16 protein-coding genes and 1 pseudogene are annotated in these 17,802 nt (G+C 60.2%); 5 read left to right on the top strand and 12 right to left on the bottom strand.

Annotation, left to right across the window (positions count from 1 at the left end; genetic code table 11):
• The 12 genes and pseudogenes from M3A49_RS12005 to M3A49_RS11950 form a co-directional block, all read right to left on the bottom strand.
• On the bottom strand, positions 1-808 hold an 808-nt coding region (locus M3A49_RS12005), incomplete at its 3' end, for an NAD(P)/FAD-dependent oxidoreductase (RefSeq protein WP_266228875.1).
• Positions 809-1,017: 209 nt separating this feature from the next.
• Positions 1,018-2,943: a sulfate adenylyltransferase subunit CysN gene (cysN, locus tag M3A49_RS12000; protein WP_266228874.1), complete on the bottom strand. Its 1,926-nt coding sequence runs from the start codon at positions 2,941-2,943 to the stop codon at positions 1,018-1,020.
• On the bottom strand, positions 2,943-3,845 hold the full coding sequence (gene cysD, locus M3A49_RS11995; protein WP_266228873.1) for a sulfate adenylyltransferase subunit CysD: 903 nt from the start codon (positions 3,843-3,845) through the stop codon (positions 2,943-2,945). Before cysD ends, cysN begins: the two co-directional genes overlap by 1 nt.
• 24 nt (positions 3,846-3,869) lie before the next feature.
• Positions 3,870-4,562 carry a 3'(2'),5'-bisphosphate nucleotidase CysQ gene (locus tag M3A49_RS11990; RefSeq protein ID WP_266228871.1) on the bottom strand — a complete coding sequence of 231 codons (693 nt, stop codon included), beginning with the start codon at positions 4,560-4,562 and terminating at the stop codon, positions 3,870-3,872.
• A gap of 77 nt (positions 4,563-4,639) precedes the next feature.
• A complete protein-coding gene (locus tag M3A49_RS11985; RefSeq protein ID WP_266228870.1) occupies positions 4,640-5,149 on the bottom strand; it encodes a VOC family protein in 510 nt (169 codons plus the stop codon).
• A complete protein-coding gene (locus tag M3A49_RS11980; RefSeq protein WP_266228869.1) occupies positions 5,146-6,318 on the bottom strand; it encodes a sulfotransferase family protein in 1,173 nt (390 codons plus the stop codon). Before M3A49_RS11980 ends, M3A49_RS11985 begins: the two co-directional genes overlap by 4 nt.
• Before the next feature lie 30 nt (positions 6,319-6,348).
• The gene (locus tag M3A49_RS11975; RefSeq protein WP_266228868.1) at positions 6,349-7,515 is read right to left on the bottom strand and encodes a DUF1214 domain-containing protein; all 1,167 of its coding nucleotides are present in this window, start codon (positions 7,513-7,515) and stop codon (positions 6,349-6,351) included.
• The gene (locus M3A49_RS11970; protein WP_266228887.1) at positions 7,503-8,120 is read right to left on the bottom strand and encodes a zinc-binding dehydrogenase; all 618 of its coding nucleotides are present in this window, start codon (positions 8,118-8,120) and stop codon (positions 7,503-7,505) included. Before M3A49_RS11970 ends, M3A49_RS11975 begins: the two co-directional genes overlap by 13 nt.
• A gap of 21 nt (positions 8,121-8,141) precedes the next feature.
• Positions 8,142-8,525: pseudogene (locus M3A49_RS11965) on the bottom strand (alcohol dehydrogenase catalytic domain-containing protein); the annotation flags it as partial.
• Between the two features lie 306 nt (positions 8,526-8,831).
• A complete protein-coding gene (locus tag M3A49_RS11960) occupies positions 8,832-9,641 on the bottom strand; it encodes an ArsR family transcriptional regulator (protein ID WP_266228867.1) in 810 nt (269 codons plus the stop codon).
• A 217-nt stretch (positions 9,642-9,858) separates the two neighbouring features.
• Positions 9,859-10,677, bottom strand: coding sequence for an SDR family NAD(P)-dependent oxidoreductase (locus tag M3A49_RS11955; protein WP_266228866.1), 819 nt, complete (start codon positions 10,675-10,677; stop codon positions 9,859-9,861).
• 145 nt (positions 10,678-10,822) lie between these two features.
• Complete coding sequence (locus tag M3A49_RS11950) at positions 10,823-11,965, bottom strand: phosphotransferase (protein WP_266228865.1); 1,143 nt, start codon at positions 11,963-11,965, stop codon at positions 10,823-10,825.
• Between the two features lie 29 nt (positions 11,966-11,994).
• On the opposite strand from M3A49_RS11950, the gene M3A49_RS11945 reads away from it, so the two are divergent.
• The 5 genes from M3A49_RS11945 to M3A49_RS11925 all read left to right on the top strand — a co-directional run bounded on the left by M3A49_RS11945 (position 11,995) and on the right by M3A49_RS11925 (position 17,794).
• Entirely contained in the window at positions 11,995-12,585 is a 591-nt protein-coding gene (locus tag M3A49_RS11945; RefSeq protein WP_266228864.1) for a MarR family winged helix-turn-helix transcriptional regulator, read from the top strand.
• Between the two features lie 78 nt (positions 12,586-12,663).
• Positions 12,664-14,124: an acyl-CoA reductase gene (locus tag M3A49_RS11940; protein WP_266228863.1), complete on the top strand. Its 1,461-nt coding sequence runs from the start codon at positions 12,664-12,666 to the stop codon at positions 14,122-14,124.
• Entirely contained in the window at positions 14,079-15,509 is a 1,431-nt protein-coding gene (locus tag M3A49_RS11935; protein WP_266228862.1) for a hypothetical protein, read from the top strand. Before M3A49_RS11940 ends, M3A49_RS11935 begins: the two co-directional genes overlap by 46 nt.
• A 37-nt stretch (positions 15,510-15,546) precedes the next feature.
• On the top strand, positions 15,547-16,398 hold the full coding sequence (locus tag M3A49_RS11930) for an oxidoreductase (protein ID WP_266228861.1): 852 nt from the start codon (positions 15,547-15,549) through the stop codon (positions 16,396-16,398).
• Positions 16,352-17,794, top strand: coding sequence for a hypothetical protein (locus M3A49_RS11925; protein WP_266228860.1), 1,443 nt, complete (start codon positions 16,352-16,354; stop codon positions 17,792-17,794). Before M3A49_RS11930 ends, M3A49_RS11925 begins: the two co-directional genes overlap by 47 nt.
• Positions 17,795-17,802 lie beyond the last annotated feature (8 nt).

The raw sequence follows: 17,802 nt of genomic DNA, 5'->3' as shown, positions 1-17,802 counted from the left end.
AGCCCACCATCACCTGGTTGTGGTCGATGTGGTACAGGAATGAGCCGCCGTAGGTGTCGCTTTCCAGCGGCCAGCCCGCGGTGTGGATCACGAGGCCGGGCTGGTGCTTCGAGGGATCGATTTCCCACAGTTCCTTGATGCCGATGCCGTAGACCTGCGGATCCGCATCCTTGCCGAGCTTGAACTTCTCGTTCAGTTGACGGCCCAGGTGCCCGCGGCAGCCTTCGCAGAACAGCGTGTACTTCGCGTGCAGCTCCATGCCGAGCTGGAAGTTTTCGGTGGGCTCGCCGTCCTTGCCGACACCCATGTTGCCGGTGGCGACGCCCTTGACCGAGCCATCGTCGTTGTAGAGCACTTCAGCGGCCGGAAAGCCGGGGAAGATTTCGACGCCCAGGGCTTCCGCCTGCTGGCCCAGCCAGCGCGTGACGTTCGCGAGGCTGATGACGTAGTTGCCGTGGTTCTTGAAGTTGTCGGGCAGTGCCCAGTTCGGCACAGATTTAGCCCCCGTTTCGGAAAGAAAAAGGAACTTGTCCTCGGTCACGGGCACGTTCAGCGGTGCGCCTTGCTCTTTCCAGTCCGGCATCAGCTCGTTCAGGGCACGCGGATCCATGACCGCGCCCGAGAGGATATGCGCCCCGATTTCCGAGCCTTTCTCCAGCACGCAGACGCCGATTTCAGTGCCTTTCTCCGCGGCCAGCCGCTTCAGGCGGATCGCGGCAGACAGCCCGGCGGGGCCGCCGCCGACGATCACCACCTCGTATTCCATCGACTCGCGTGGACCATGCACTTGCTGATTCCCTTCCGCCATCCCCGCTCTCTCCCTAGCCTCGTAACGTCGCCATGCTCGTTGGACTCTCGCCCGTCGAGGGCGCCGTCAGCACGGGAATCGCTTCCAGCATCTCCCGTAGATGACAGCGAGGAGTATATATAAATGAATGTCGTATAACAATATGAACGATAGGCGATGGTGACGGCGCCACATGGACGAGCTCGTCCATGTGCACGGCCGTCGCCGGCTCAGAGTGGGGTGCCTCGAAATACGTCGAGGAAGCCCGCCGTCTGGAGTTTGTCGAAGATCGCTCCCACGGCCGCTTCAGGAGACGATTTCGTGGTGTCTATGCGCATTTCCGGATTCTGCGGACGCTCGTAGGGCGAATCGATGCCGGTAAAGTTCTTCAGCTCGCCGCGGCGTGCCTTCTTGTATAGGCCCTTCGGGTCGCGCTGTTCAGCCACTTCGAGGGGAGTATCGATGAAAACTTCAATAAATTCGCCATCTTCCATGAGATCGCGCGCCATGCCTCGTTCGGAACGGAACGGCGAAATGAAGGCAGTGATCACGATTACGCCCGCGTCGGCCATCAACTTCGCCACCTCGGCGACGCGCCTGATATTCTCCACGCGATCCTCGGCCGTGAATCCGAGATCCTTGTTCAACCCATGTCTGACGTTGTCGCCATCGAGTAGATAAGTGCGCTTTCCCATTGCATGCAGGCGCTTCTCCAGCAGATTGGCAATGGTCGATTTGCCCGCCCCCGATAGTCCGGTAAGCCAGACAACGCCACTCTGATGCCCGTTCAGCACCCGTCGCGCGCGCTTGTCGACCTCAAGCGCCTGCCAATGGATGTTGCTTGCGCGGCGCAACGCGAACCGCAACATGCCCGCGCCAACTGTATTGTTGGTCATGCGATCGATCACGATGAAACCGCCCATTTCGCGGTTATGCTCGTACGGATCGAAGGCAATCGCGCGGTCAAGCTCAATTTCCGCGACACCAATTTCGTTCAAAGTAAGCGTCTCGCCAGCCACGTGTTCGAGCGTATTGACATTCACTTTGTACTTGAGCGGCATTACGGTTGCCGTAACGGTCCGCGTGGCGAGTTTGAGCAAATAGCTGCGCCCGCGCAGCATAGGCTCGTCGCTCATCCACACGAGTGTCGCCTCAAACTGGTCGGCGACCTGTGCGGGCGAATCGACTGTCGAAATCAGGTCGCCGCGAGAAACGTCCACTTCGTCAGCAAGCACGAGCGTGACGGACTGTTCAGCGTAGGCCACGTCGAGCTCGCCATCTGCCGTCACGATTCGGGCTACGGTGCTCTCCCGTCCCGAGGGCTGTATCTGTACGCGATCCCCCTTACGCACCGCGCCGGATGCGATCATTCCAGCGAAACCACGAAAATCGAGGTTGGGACGGTTGACCCACTGGACCGGGAAGCGGAAGGGCTGGGCTTGCAAGCGCGCCTCGTCGATCTCGACAGTCTCGAGGTGATGCATCAATGAAGGACCGTCGTACCACGCAGTCTTTTCGCTTTTCCCAATGATGTTGTCGCCGTTCACGCCGGAAATCGGAATGGCCGTTACCCCTCGAATACCGATCCTCTCCACAAAGTCACAGTATTCGCGCGAAATTTCATCGAATCGCTCGCGCGAGTAGTCGACAAGGTCCATCTTGTTGACCGCGAGCACCACGTTGCGGATACCGATCTGCGACACAAGATAGCTGTGTCTGCGAGTTTGCTGCAGCATGCCCTTGCGGGCGTCGACCAGGATAATGGCCAGATCGGCCGTCGATGCTCCCGTGATCATGTTGCGGGTGTACTGCTCGTGGCCTGGCGTATCGGCTACGATGAATTTGCGGCGATCCGTCGAGAAGAACCGGTAGGCGACATCGATGGTAATGCCCTGCTCGCGTTCGGCCGCCAGGCCATCCAGCAGCAACGCGTAATCTATCGCGCCGCCACGCGTACCTACTTTCCTGGAATCGGCTTCGAGTGCCGCCAGCTGGTCCTCAAACAGCATCTTCGACTCGTACAGCAAACGGCCTATCAGTGTGCTCTTGCCGTCATCCACGCTCCCGCATGTGATGAATCGAAGCAGGCTCTTCGTTTCGTGCTGTTTCAAGTACCGCTCGATGTCGGTTCCAATGAGTTCGGAGACGTGTGCCATCAGAAGTACCCCTCTTGCTTCTTTCGTTCCATCGAAGCCGCCCCATCATGATCGATAACGCGGCCCTGCCGTTCCGAGGTTGTCGTCAGGAGCATCTCTTGAATGATTTGCGGAAGAGTCGCGGCGCGCGACTCCACTGCACCGGTCAACGGATAACAGCCGAGCGTACGAAAGCGCACGATCTTCTCCTCCGGCCTTTCACCCGGCTTGAGTGGCATACGGTCGTCGTCGACCATCACGAGCACGCCGTCCCGCTGCACTACCGGACGTTTCGCTGCGAAATACAATGGCACGATTGGGATGTTCTCAAGGTAGATGTACTGCCAGATGTCAAGCTCAGTCCAGTTCGAGATCGGAAACACACGAATCGACTCGCCCTTGTTCTTGCGCACGCTATACAGGCGCCATAGCTCGGGCCGCTGGTTCTTCGGGTCCCACTGATGTGTTGCAGTGCGAAACGAAAAGACGCGTTCTTTCGCGCGCGACTTTTCTTCGTCTCTGCGTGCTCCGCCAAAGGCCACATCGAAACCGTGATTGTCGAGGGCCTGCTTGAGACCCTGGGTCTTCCACATATCCGTGTGGACTTGCGATCCGTGATCGAACGGATTGATTCCTAGTGCCTTTGCTTCCGGGTTCTGGTGAACGATCATTTGCATTCCCGTCTCACGCGCCATGCGATCGCGCATCGCGTACATGTCGCGAAACTTCCACGTGGTATCCACGTGCAACAGTGGAAACGGTGGCGGTGCGGGATGAAACGCCTTTTTCGCGAGATGGAGCATGCAGGCGCTGTCCTTTCCGATCGAATAAAGCATCACCGGTCGCTCTGCTTCTGCAACGACTTCTCGCATGATATGAATGCTTTCGGCTTCGAGCCGTCGCAGGTGAGTCAAAGTAGGCATGACAGGTCCTTCAGGAGGAACGTTTCATTGCGAGGCCGCGATAGCGCCCAGTATCGATTCGGCAACCTCTCGACGACAGATGAGCAGATCCGGCATCGCGGCGTCTGCGCCGTTGTATATGCACGGGCTGCCGTCAATGCGGCTTGCGTGAAGGCCAGCAGCGAGTGCCACCCCCACCGGCGCACACGAATCCCACTCGTATTGACCACCGGCATGGAGATAGGCGTGCGCCTCGCCTCGCACGACCGCCATTGCCTTGGCGCCTGCAGAGCCCATCGGCACGAGTTCAGCGTTCAGGCGTTCCGCGACCTTCTGTGCAAGATCAGGTGCCCGGGTGCGGCTAACGAGAATTTTCAGTTGCCCTTGTGGCGCAGCGGGTAAGGTTGCCGGCGAGCCGGTTGCGAACGTCATCCCCAAAGCCGGTAGCGCGACCGCGCATGCGTCCGGCTTACCTCTCACGGTCAACGCAACGTGGACCGCCCAGTCGCTGCGCCCTTCGATGCGCTCACCATACTCGCGGGTGCCGTCGAGCGGATCGATGATCCACACCCGATTGCAAATAAGGCGTTTCGGGTCCGGCACCGATTCCTCGGAGAGAAAGCCATCGTCAGGTCGTACGTGGCCGATGATTCGCGCGATAAGCTCATTGGCCGTAGCGTCGCCGACTGCGCCCAGAGGTTTGCCGGCAAGCACCGCCGATGCGCGTATCGCGTTCAACGCATCACCGGCCGCCGTCGCGATGCGAGCAGCGAGGCGATGGTCGTCATCCAGCGCGAACGCCTCTTCGAGTACGTTCATCGCAGTGCCCCGTTGCGCGGCAATTGCTCCATTCCTGCGAGACCCGCGGGCGTATACCAGATGTGTTCGATATAGTGCCCCAGCGTAGCGCGGTGATCCGTGTAGAAGTAGCGGGCCGCGCCCGACGACTGGCCGTCGACAACAATGGGCACACCTCTCGCAGCCATTTGCTCTCGTTGCGTATCGAATGCGGCTTCGCTTTCGATCAACTGGGCGATGTGATGGTGACGAATTGCGAAACCCGTTTGAGGCAACGCCTCGCGGTAGATGCGATCGTCGCCCGAAAGCGGTTCGATCAACTCCAATTGCGTTCGTCCAACGAACGCGAGGGCGATATTCAGCTTGCAGTGGCGGCCGCCCATGGACTCGATTTCAATTCCGGGCAACCGCGCCCACGCCGGAACGTTGTGTTCAGAAGCGAAGCGAGCAATCGCCTCGTCCACATCAGTCGTGACATAGGCAATCTGGAGGAAGCCGGAAAACGGCGAAAGCGAAGCAGTCTTCATCTGTCGAGCCCATAGGTGGTCCTGTAGCGGGAGAAGCACTCCCTGATCGCATCCGCGGCGAGACCAAATTCGTCAAGCGTGTAGCCATGGGCACCGTGAGCACGCTCCGGATTCTGCTTGACACGCTCGCGCATCGCCTCCTCTGTTTCCGCACTCAGCCCGAAACCGAAGTGACTATAGATCCGCCTCACCGCGCCGATCGGGTCGACCTGAAAGTCCTTCTGCCGGATATCGACGAACTGCCCCTTGGGTAAATGCGCACGCGCCTCGATTGCCGCTTCGCTCGCTCTCGCCCAATTCTCAACTTCCCGTCGGCCGATCTCGTGCCTGTCGACTCGCTCGCCCTCGGAGACGCGGCGCGCCATCGTCAGCACACTCGCGAGCGAAGGGAGTGCCTGCGTCGGGTCGCGGTGCGTCTGCACGACACAGGCATCGGGAAAGACCTCGAAGAGAGCGGGCAACTGCATGATGTGGCCGGGATTCTTCAGCAGCCACGTCTTCTCGCTATCGCGCGCTCCAATCAAGCCAATGGCCTTCGCGAAGTAGCGATATGCGGGCAACTCGCTTTGCTCGCGCCACCAGCTATCGTATTGGGGCACGCGGAATGACGCCCCCCAGAGGTTGCTGCAGAATCCCTGCTTGAGGATCTCGAGACATTCGTCCACCTCATCGGCCACGATGTTGTGCGCTGCGCGCATTTCAGGCGCGGCGTTGAAGAAGGCTTCGAGCCCGGCCGCGGTCGCCTGGAACTGTGCATGGCCGCTCCACGCCTCCCGCGGGGGGCGAGGCTGCGGAAAGACCGTCAACCATTTTTCCAGCCCCTGGAACTGAGGATCCACCGAGAGCAGCTTATGCAACGCTGTTGTGCCTGTTCTGGGTATTCCCGTTATGACGAGCGGGCGCCGCGGAATTTTCTGCGCGGCGCCGGCATGTTTGCGTAGGCCATCTACGAGCACCAAGCGCGAAATCAGCGCGCCGACCAGCGCATTCCAGACGAACTCGCGCCCTCCGGGTGCGAAGCGCGGACCGTCGTCGTCGAGCGCAATCAAAAGCTGCGTCAGACCCGGCATGTACTCCGCGCCGACTCCGAAATCGTTCAAGCCGGCTGCGCCGCTAGCGGCAGCATGCAGCGCATCCTCCGCGTCTGTGAATCGTCCAGGCAATGACACGTGGCATCTCCTTTAAAACATTTGTTGTACTTACCAACGACGCCTCAACTGCGCGCCGATGCGTCGTTCCCGCAAGCGCTTCTCACGCTCGCTCTCGTCAACAATAGGAGTTTGCGCTGGCAGGTGATTGCGAACGTCAGCCGATGACACACGCTTGAGCGTCGGGACAGGCTCCGAACTGCACGCATACCATCTGCCTATCGCCGTGCCGCGATTGATGCCGCAGGTATCGAGCCAGTTCGGCACACCCGGATCACGATGAGCAATCACAGCGCGAAAATGCCCGTCTTCGTCGACGTGAGCCTGATGTCCATTGAGACTGCTTTGATGATCGATAAAGTCGAGCGTGTTGAAAAGCGCGTCATTCAACTGCACGTTCCAGTAGCGTTGTGTCTGCGGCAATGCCGTTTCAAGGATCAGCGCCTCGTCGGGACCAAAGTCGAAAATCGCCTGCCAGTAAGCCTGTTTTGCGAGACCGCCGCCGAAGGTAAAGAACTCGAATTCGTTCACCTTGCTACGTGCACGCAGTTGCTGCATATGTGTGAGCCAACGGCGTGACAACCGGCCCGCATAGTTCATCAGTTCGCCGGTTCGCCGCGCGATGTCCTCGTACCCCATCAGTGGCTTCGTGAACGGCGCGTCAAGACACTCGATGGCGACACGCGCGTCGCGCTCCGTACCCCACGCATAGGAACGCTGGCGCAGCATCGCAAAGTCGGCTTCGCCATGTAGCGGCAGCCAGTTACCCTCGTAACCGGCCGGCCGCTGCGCACTCAACAGCACCTGGAAGTTCCCGTCGTCGTCGATCTCCAGATCGTCGAGATCGAATTGACCGAGCGGAGGATGGATTTCGTCGGTGGTTCCCATGATGCCGCGGCCGATATCGAGCGTCAGCAGATGCACGCTTCCACGCTCTCCCACAAGCCGGTATCGCAGGTCGCCGCGTAGTGGGGCGATGAAGTACGTGTCGTCCGGATTTGGCTGCAGCATGAACACCGAGTTCAGGAAGGGCAGCCAGTCGGGATGAAGTGGATCGGACTGGAAATAGATGAAGTACGCAAGCGAGAGGTTCATCTGAAACTGACGATACAAATCCGCCCGCGTTTGAGGGTCGTCAGGCGTTTCGGTCAGTTCGAGCAAGCTCTCGGCCTCGCCGAGCCTGGAAAGATAGTCCCTCCACGATTTCAGCTGAGCCATGGATTCACCATGACCTTGCATTGCGTCGAGCGATTGCGCAGTGCTTCAAAAACTTCAGGCAGTGCGTCGAGCGAAATGCGATCCGTGATCATCATGCGCGGTTCGACATGGCCCGCGTCGAACACGTTCGCGACATGCGTGAACTCCCGCATGCTGTATGTAACAGCGAACAGGATCCGCACTTCCTTCCACACAGCCGCAGCGGGAACGAATTGATCGGGGACCGTGCAAAAGCCGAGCACGATCACGTCACCCTGCGGCTTGACACACTGAATCGCCTTCGCGATCAGGTTCTTCTGTCCCGCGCATTCGAATACGACGTCCGGTGCACCTTCAAGCACATCGGCGGCCAATGTCGACAGATCTTGCCCGGCGTCGGGTACAACGAACGCATCGGCGCCCATATGCCGCGCGAGCGCCTCGCGGCGTAGTGAGGAAGCGGTCGCAACGATGCGTCCCGCGCCGAGCCGCCGCGCCCAGAAAGTCGCTGCGAGCCCCACGGGGCCTGCGCCAATCACCAGCACCTTCGCACCCGGCGTCAGTTTCGCGAGCGAGACGCCGTGCAAGCCAACCGCCATCGGTTCGATGAGTGCACCGTCCTCCATGCTCAGCGTCTTGGGAAGCTTCGTCGCGACACGCTCCGCGACGACGGCATACTGCGCAAACCCAGCCGCGGCGCCCTTGAACTCCGCACAAAAGTTAGGCTTTCCCGCAAGACAGGTGACGCAATGCCCGCAACCCGTGAACGGGAGCGCCGTAACAGAATCTCCGACCCTCAACTTCTCCACACCCTTTCCAACCGCAATCACTTCTCCGGCAAATTCATGACCCAGTGTCGAATTTTCCGGAAGCGTGAAGTGCGGCGCGTGCCCGTCCGTCATGTGGAGATCCGATCCGCAAATCCCGCAGCGGTGAATTTCCAACACAACTTCGCCCACACCCGGAGTTGGATCTGCAAGACTCCTAACTTCTAGCGGCGAACCAACGCCCGTGAAATATGCGGCTCTCATCGATCGCATCGCCGTTTTGCGTGAGTGATCTGCTCATGTCGAGCACCTGGAATTTACTTTACTGGGAAATTAATTCGATTCCACCAGGTGTTTTTACGGAGAGTGCGCAGGAAATTCGCCTCGGCGACTATTGTTGCCGAGCGATCCCGCTGTAAGAAGACATGCGGTGTAGGCCCGGTCAGCTCACCGTGGCTGGACGAAGATGAGAAAAATGGCCGGCAAAGGGTGCCGGCGTGAGTGCTGCGTAGCGAACCGCTGCGCAGCGCAACGGGACATTTGGCGCCGACGGCGATCGACGAGAAGATATCAGCGGCGCTCGCTGCTTCGACGCACAGCCTCTGCGTCGGCAAATAGCTGAAGTTCGCGCAATAGAATCGAGAGCGCAGCCCGCCGTTCCGGCGCCATATGACTGGACGCCACCCAGTCGGTTCCGTATGCCCTTTCGCGGAGAATGTTTTCCAGGACTTTGCGCGCTCGCGGCTTCATTCGCACGAGAATTCCGCGTCCGTCCGCCGGGTCCGGCGTTCGCTCCACCAAGCCCATCTGCTCCAAGCGGCTCACGCACTTCGTGATGCCGCCAAGCGTCATCGCCAGCGGCTTCTGAAGCTGCGTCGGCGACTGGGTATAAGGTGGCCCCGAAACCAGCAGCGCGTCCAGCAGCAACAACTCGGCAGCCAGGACGCCCTGGCTCGCGGCGGCCTCTTTGAGTGCCTGGTCGATGTGTGTCGACAGCCGAAGCAGTCGTTGCCCGATAAGATAGACGTTCGCGTCTTCGGCCGGCCACTCGCGCGCCCACGCCGCGGCTCGAGCGTCGAGGGCGTCGCCTGCTTCGGGGCTTACCGGTGTCTGCAACGCGACGCACTCCGCGAGGAATTGCGCTTCGGCGTGCGCGCGCTTCGAATAGAGCGCCTCGCCGCTATCGTCGTGAGCCACATCGACCCAGCCCGCCTCGTCGAGTGCACCCAGGTGATCGAGCACACTCGCGCGCGATATGTTCAGTCCGCGCGCCAGCCCGGGCGCGCTTTGCGCACCTGCGCCCAGCAACGACAACAGTTGTCGCCGGGTAGCGTCCGCGAGTGCGGCAAAAAGTGAATCGGCGGTCTTGCGAGCACCCATACCATCATCGATCGGTTGAGACCCGCGTGCCAGATGGCAAATGCACGTAACGAGCCATAGGCGACATGACGTGATCGGTAGCTCTACGGCTCGCGTCAACGCCATACAGGTGCCGTTTCCTGTAACGGGGTCATTTCGGCAACGCTAAGTTACCAGAAAAATCCGCCCGCAGAACAACACAACAAAGCGCCGTGCACGCCCAGCGCGCACGGCCCAACTATTGTCCAACGAGGTCGTAAGCAGCAAGTGCCGCAACCTCCGTCACACCGCCGTCCACTGGCAGGCATATGCCAGTAATAAACCGCGATTCGTCGCTGGCGAGAAACAGCGCGGCTGACGCAACATCCCACGCGTCTCCTTCCAGCGGAAGTGGTGCGATCTTGCGGCGCCGCTCGCGCGCCTTTTCATTGAGCATGCTCTGCACCATGGGTGTAAAGATGTGCCCCGGCGCGATGGCGTTGGCGCGCACATGATCACGGCCGTACATCACCGCTAACTCGCGCGTGAACGCAACCATGCCTGCCTTCGATGAACCGTACGCGGCTGACCCGTGACTGCGTATGCCAGCAACCGAACTGATATTGACGATTGCCCCGCCTCCGCGCGCCACGATCTTTGGCACCGCACTGCGACTCATCAGGAATGCGCTCTTCAGGTTCACGTCCATCACGCGGTCCCACGACGCCTCGTCGATATCCTGCAACCGTCCCGGTGCGCCTGAAATTCCGACGTTGTTCACGAGTATGTCCAGGCCACCATATCGCTCAACGGTCTCTTCGACGATTCGCGCGCACACGGCTACATCCGTGATGTCACCCGTACAGACGAACCCCTCACCGCCGGATTCGGTAATCAATGCGAGTGTCTCGGTAGCCCTTTCGTACTGCTGATCGACAAGGCACACGGACGCGCCCTCAGCCGAAAAAAGACAGGCAATAGCCTTGCCCGTGCCGTAACCTTGCCCGAGCGACCCCGCGCCAGTGACGATCGCGATCTTGCCGCTCAAACGCTGATAAAAAACTTTTGGAGAAGGCATGCTGTAGTCGAATGATGTAGTCGCTCGCCACTCAAAGCATTCGCGCGCTTGTGTGCCCGGTGTGGCTGTCCATACGCGCGCGCTAGAGTCGGCATTTTCGACCAAGCTTAGTCTCATGAGGACGATAATGCAACACATAGTTGCATTATCGTTCCTTGCGATCACCTGAGCCTACTCTTCCGTGATCCACCAATGCCGCGCCAAAGCGCGCCGCGTAGGCCGTGTTCACCGCCTCCGTCTGGAAGCGTGTCTCGTTGATGGCGAAGATGAAGTAGCCGTATGCGAGATCGCGTCGATAGTCTTCCCAAGCTTCGTCGAACGAGGGCGCCTCGACTCCGCCAGTTGCCAATTGCGATAAGTAGTGCTCGAGCAGCGGCCGCTCCCACGCGCGACGGTCTTCGATATCGAGCGCGCAGCCTATGTGGTAGGCAACCTCCAGGCTCCACGGCGCCCGGCTTACTTGAGCATCGAAAAAGCCTGGTGTTCCGTCCGGTTCGACGAACAGGTTGCCTAGATGCGTGTCGCCATGAATGAGACACACGGGCTTTCCTTTGTGCTGGCTCGCAATGTCTGCGAGCGCTGCCACCATCCATTCACGACCGTGCAGGTACCGGCTCACGGCGGCCCCTCGCGGAAGCGAGACGTAATGGGCCCACACATCCGGTTCCAGATAGCGATTCTGATATTCCAGCGACCAGTCGGAAAAACGCTCCCCCACCCAATCAAAGCGGCCGCCCATTTCAAATTCGGCGCTGTTCCAGGTTTGCGCGTGATAGCGCGCCATCGCACTCAAACGCCGCTCCACCTCTTCGTAGCGTTGCGATCGCTGCGCCCTGCAAAAGCGAGCCTCGCGCTGCTCGAGGTCTTCCATCACGACGACAGATTGCCATCGATCGGGATCCGCGCCCGCATAGAAGCATTTCGGCGCGTTCATATTTATGAATGGCAAAACGTCACGATAGAACCGCATTTCATTGCGGTACATGTCCTTCATTGACTCGCTGTGATCCTGAAAGCCACCTTTTACGATCATGCGCGAAGGCAGCGCCATTTCCCTGCCCACATCGTTGTACTCGAGCGCCACGCGCACTTTCGTCGACGTTCCAGGCAACACGGCTACGTGGTTGCACGAAGTCACTTCCACGCCCGCGAAGCGAAACGCGAGTGCCGACGTGAGCCACTCGGCGGTCACGCCTTCCACCGTGACCGGCAACGACATGTCACTCATCACAGCAAATGCAGACAAGATTTCCCCCTGGCGATTGAAATACGCAAGCCGCGTGCGCATCGTCGCGCACAGAGTCGTTCGACCGCAACATGGGGAAAACCACACCTGGTCGAGCGTTGCATATTTTGAATGTCGTGCATATAGTTGCTCACAGATGCAGATACTTTTTTGGCAGGTACCTGATGAATCTCCTTGACGCACCCGCACTGGTCCATGACTTCGCCGGTGCCGCACCGGCAAGAATGCTCGCCCCGGAGGAATACCGAACTGAAGAAAGCGTGGCCTTCAAGATGAATCTGGTTCACCTTCTGCTGGGCAACGAAATCGACCGGAAGCTTGCCGCCAGCGGACTTTCCGCTCTCCAGTGGGGCATCCTGAAAGCGCTCTACGACGAGCGCGCACGCACGCCCACCGCACTCTGCCGCATCCTTCTCGCGGACAGTGGCGCAATGACCCGGAAGCTCGATTCACTCGAAAAGCGCGGATTGATCGAGCGAATCCGAAGCATTTCCGATAGACGCAGTGTCGAACTCGCATTGACGGCAAACGGCCGTGGATTGCTGCGCGAGACCCTGCCGCACATCGTGGAAACGAGCAACCGCCAGCTTCACGGCTTCACGATGGACGAAGTCGCAACCGTCAAACGTCTTCTCGAGCGAATGATCGTCAACCTGAGCTGAACGGCTACGTCCATGCCCGAATTGAGCGACGAATCCGCCAAAGCTCAGCGCTTGACTCAATTGAAAAAGGAGCAGTTCATGGAGCACACTGAAACAACCGCAAGACCGGCCGAGACGTCGACGCAAGCGTCGGCTTCCGCGCTGCTGCCGGTTGCGCATGTCTACCGCGGCCGTATGATCACCGGAAGCGCGATCAAGCACGTATCGCGAGATCTCGGTCAGGGGTTCTGCACGCCCGAAATCGAACTGGATGACCTCGTCTGGCCGCGTGCGCAGTCGGGTCCAGCGTTTGATGTGCCGGTCGAGCAGATTATTGATTTCCTCGTCGAGCTCGGTCCCCGCCTGCATCTCGACGTCAATCCGCTCATGCAGGCCGCACTCGAATCGATGATCAAGGTGAGTCCCCTGGGACGCCGGATCCTCGAGAACTGCTATCGGGATCTACCTAACCTGTTTTTGCGCGAGGTAATCGAAGACGAGTTGCGTGTGAGCCTTGGCGACGCGAGGCTCGTCGACGGCTGGGTAGAACGCACGCTGCGCGGCCGACCTAGCCGTCTGCGCGCCTTCCCGCCGAGGCTCGTTCATATTCTGGCGGGCAACTCGCCGATGGTTGCGGCCATGACCGTCATGCGCGCCGCGCTGACAAAAGGCGTGCATCTGCTCAAGCTGCCGTCGAACGACCTGTTCACGGCCACCGCGATTCTGCGCACGATGGCCGAAATCGATCCGAACCATCCCGTCACGCAGTCCTTTTCCGCCGCCTACTGGCGCGGAGGCGACGAGAACGTCGAGTCCATTCTTTATCGCCCGCAGTACTTCGACAAGATTGTCGTTTGGGGCGGCGAGAGCGCGGTACGCCACGTGACGCGCTACGCCGGGCCGGGTCTGGAACTGGTTGCCTTCGACCCCAAAGTGTCGATCTCCCTGATCGGCCGCGAGGCCTTCAGCTCCAGCGAAGTTCTGCGTGAGGTCGCGCGTGCGGGCGCCGCCGACGTGCTGTCGTTCAACCAGGATGCGTGCAACGCAAGCCGCTATCAGTTCATCGAAGGCGACGAAGACGACGCCGACCGCTACTGCGAGCAACTCGCTCTCGCGCTGGGCGAGGACTACCGCTATGGCGATGGCCAGGGCCCTCTGGTGCCGAGCGACATTCGTGAAGCCGTCGACGTGCTGCGTGAAATGGAGCCGCTTTATCGCGTGTTCGGTGGCTACGACGGCAAGGGTCTCGTCGTGCGCTCGGACGAAATGGTTGACTTCCATCCGATCTGCAAGACCGTCAACGTCATTCCCGTAGGCAGCTTGCGCGACGGAGCGCGCTACGCGACCGTAGCGACGCAGACCGTCGGCATCTATCCGCCGCATCGGGTAACCGAGGTGCGCGACGCCCTTGCGTGCGCAGGCGTGCAGCGCATGGTCGCTTTGGGCGAATCGATTTCCGATGGCGTTGGTGGCTACCCCCATGACGGCATGTTCCCGATCCACCGGTTCATGAAATGGATCTCGGAGGAATCGGGTCCGAACCAGGAGGAGACGCGATAATGCATGCCCTTTCCTCCCTCCTGCAATTCACGGATCTGCAGGACCCCTTTCGCAACGCGCCCGAGAACCTCCATACCGTACAGCTGCAGGCCGTACGGGAGCGCTTCGCGCAGCGCCGTCAACAGATTCGCATTCTCGACAAACGGGCCAGCGAAGCCGGTGTAACGGAACTTGGCACGCTGGATGACGCTGTTCCGCTGTTATTCGCCGACGCCGTCTACAAGAGCTATCCCGATTCGTTCATCGAAAACGGCAAATGGCGTCACCTCACGGCATGGCTTCAAACCCTTACGACGAACAAGATCGATGGGCTCGACTACAGTAAGGTCGCCAATCTCGACGACTGGATCAACGAGTTGCGCCGCAACGGCCACTATGTGATGAGCTCGAGCGGCACCTCAGGCAAGCAGTCGTTCATCTACCAGAGTGAAACCGACCGTGAACTGGGCTGGCGCCTGCTCGACCAGGGTATTCGCTGGGCGGCAAGCTCCATGCGCGATCGGTCGCGCCGTTATCCCGCGTACCTTTTGACGCCCTCTTCCGGGTCCTACACCGGCACCGAGCGCATGGCGAAGTTCGCCGAATCGATTGCACTGCCTGGCGACATTCACTACATGTCGGATGTGCCACAAAGCGCCGCCCAGACCACGCGCATGGCGCGCATGCGGCGGGCGATTGCGGACGGCACCGCGTTGCCCAGCGAAATCGAAGCCTTCCAGAACGAAAATCGTGAACGGACCGAGCGCGTGCAAGCCGACTTTCGGCGCTTCATCAACGAGTTGCTCGAGCGACGCCATGAACCGATGTTCATCATGGGCATGATGGGCATGCTCTACCAGATCGTAGCCACGGCTCGCGAACGAGGCATTCCCGACGGCGACTTCAACCCCGACACGATCATCAGTATCGGCGGCGGCAAGAAGGGGGCGAACTTGCCGGAAGATTTCCAGCAGCAGTGCGAACGCTTCTTCAATTTCAACGCGACCAATTTCAACGATGGATACGGCATGGGCGAAGTATCGGGGTTCTGCCCGTGGTTCCATCAAGCGAAGGCGTGGACCGTGCCGCCGTGGCTCGTCCCTCTAGTACTCGATTCCACCGGCGAGCAGTTGCTAAATCCGCGTGACGGAAAAGGTGTCGTCGAAGGGCGGCTTGCGATGATCGATCTGCTCGCCGACGGCCGTTGGGGCGGGGTCATTAGCGGGGACAAGGTCACCGTGGAGTTCGGCCACGGCATCGACGGCGTGCGAACGCCCATCATATGCGACGTGGTGCGCTACAAGGATCTTCCCGGCGGCGACGACAAGCTTTCGTGTGCCGGAACGATCGACGCCTATGTCCGCGGAGAAATTGCGGATATGACCGAAGCCCGTATTGCCAATTGAGCCAATTCTTTCCAATACTACGTAGACCTACTCAATAATGACTGAGCAAACGACAAATCCGACCGTGTGGTTCATCACGGGAGTTTCGTCCGGCTTCGGCCGGTCCCTGGCGGAAGCGGTCCTCGCACGCGGTGACAAGGTGGTGGGCACCGTGCGTAACGACACGCAGATAGCGCCGTTCGAGAATCTCGTGCCCGGGCGCGCCTACGGCGTGTTGCTCGACGTCACCGACGCCGCTTCGGTGCCCCGCGCCGTCGAGCAGGCCATTGGCCAGGCGGGCGCCATCGACGTTCTCGTGAACAATGCCGGCTACGGCCTGTTCGGCGCATTCGAAGAGGTTTCCGACAAGGAAGCGCGTCAGCTCTTCGATACCAACGTGTTCGGCACGGTCAACGTGATCCGCGCCGTGCTGCCCCATTTTCGCGAGCGAAAGCGCGGGCATATCGTGAACTTTTCCTCGGTGGCCGGAGTTATCGGCATCACGGGTTGCAGTTTCTATTGCGCCTCGAAACACGCGATCGAAGGCCTGTCCGAATCGCTAGCGCGAGAACTGAAGCCGTTCGGAATTCACGTGACCATCATCGAACCGGGCGGTTTTCGCACAAATTTCGCGGGTGGCTCGCTGAAATGGAGCGAGATCGAATCGCCTGCCTACGCTGAAACGGTGGGCAAGATGCGCCAGATGATGGGTGGCTACCACGGCACGCAGGCGGGAGATCCAGCCAAGGCCGCCGCCGCCGTCGTGCGTGCGGTATCCGCGGAGAACCCGCCGCTGCGGTTGCCCCTCGGCCCCGATGCGGTTGACGTCGTCCGCAAGAAGCTCGCGTCCGTACAGGACAATCTTGAAGCGTGGCTCGACGTGTCGAGTTCCACTGACTTTGATCGCTAACGCTGCAGAAGCTCGTTGCCCGGGAGACGACATGTCCGCACTGGACCCATTTTACGCAATGCTTCGCGATGACGCCGATCCGTTCCGCAATCACCCTGAGAACCTTCGCGAGCTTCAGCTCGCCGCCATGAAGGAGCGTTTCGCCGAGCGCCGCAACCAGATCAGGCTGCTGCGCCGCCGCGCGGACGATATGGGCGTTGAAACCATCAACCACCATGAGGACATGGTTCCTCTCCTGTTCGCGCATCAGATCTACAAGAGCTACCCCGAGCAATTCATCGACAACGGCCGCTGGAAGCACCTGGCGGCCTGGCTGCAGACGCTTTCCAGCACCCCGGTGAGCGAAGTGGATATGACGGGCGTGGCGGACGTCGACGCGTGGATGGGCCGGTTGCGCGAAGCGGGACACTACGTGTTCAGCTCGAGCGGCACGTCCGGGAAATGCAGCTTCATCAACCAGACGCGAGCCGATCTAGAGAACGTCACCGAGTCGTGTGTGAAACTCGGCGTTCACGGTAACGAACTGATCCGCCGTGATTTCGGCAAGCGCCCGGTATTCCTGATGATGCCGCCTGCCGGCGCGCATCGTCACATCGAACCGGTACTTGGCGCTGCGAAGCGACTTGGCGCCGAAAGCACGCTGATGTTCGACGAGCCGGTGCTTGCTTCCGCAACGATCTCGATGGGCCGCATGCGTCGTGCCATTGCCGACGGTTCCGCCAAACCCAGTGAAGTCGCCGCTTTTCAGGAGCATGCAGTGGCACGGCAGCGCCATACTGGCGCGATGATCGACGGCTTTCTCGACAGGCTTGTCGCGCAGCGCGACGTCCCCGTTCTCGTACAGGGCAACTGGTCGTTACACTGGACGCTCGTGGAGCGCGCCCGCCTGCGCGGCATCACCGATGGAATCTGCCACCCCGACACGGTGATCACGACCGGCGGCGGATTGAAGGGAACCTCGGCGCCCACCGACTATCGGGAGCAGATCATACGCTTCTATGGCATTCGCCAGGAGAACGTCCAGAACAGCTATGGCATGTCCGAAATGATCGGGACCGGCCCTTGGTCGGAGGTGGCACAGGGCTACGCAATCTGCCCCTGGATCGTTCCGTTCGTGCTCGACAAAGCAGGTGAGCAGCTACTGAATCCGTCGGACGGGCGCGGCGTTGTCGAGGGCCGCTTCGCGTTTTTCGACCTGCTTGCCGATGGATACTGGGGCGGCTTCATCACCGGCGACAAAGTCACAATGGACTTCTCGCCGGCGGGCAACACCGACGGCCTCCAGGGACCGCTGGTCAGGCAGGTCGGCCGCTATGCCGACCTCGAAGAAGGCGAAGACAAGCTCTCTTGCGCGGGCACGATGGAGTCGTATGTGCGTGGGATGATCAACGTTTGATTTCGGCC

Source organism: Paraburkholderia sp. CNPSo 3076 (assembly GCF_026343935.1).
Taxonomy (GTDB): Bacteria; Pseudomonadota; Gammaproteobacteria; order Burkholderiales; family Burkholderiaceae; genus Paraburkholderia; species Paraburkholderia nodosa.
This window is presented reverse-complemented; position numbering and strand designations above follow the sequence as displayed.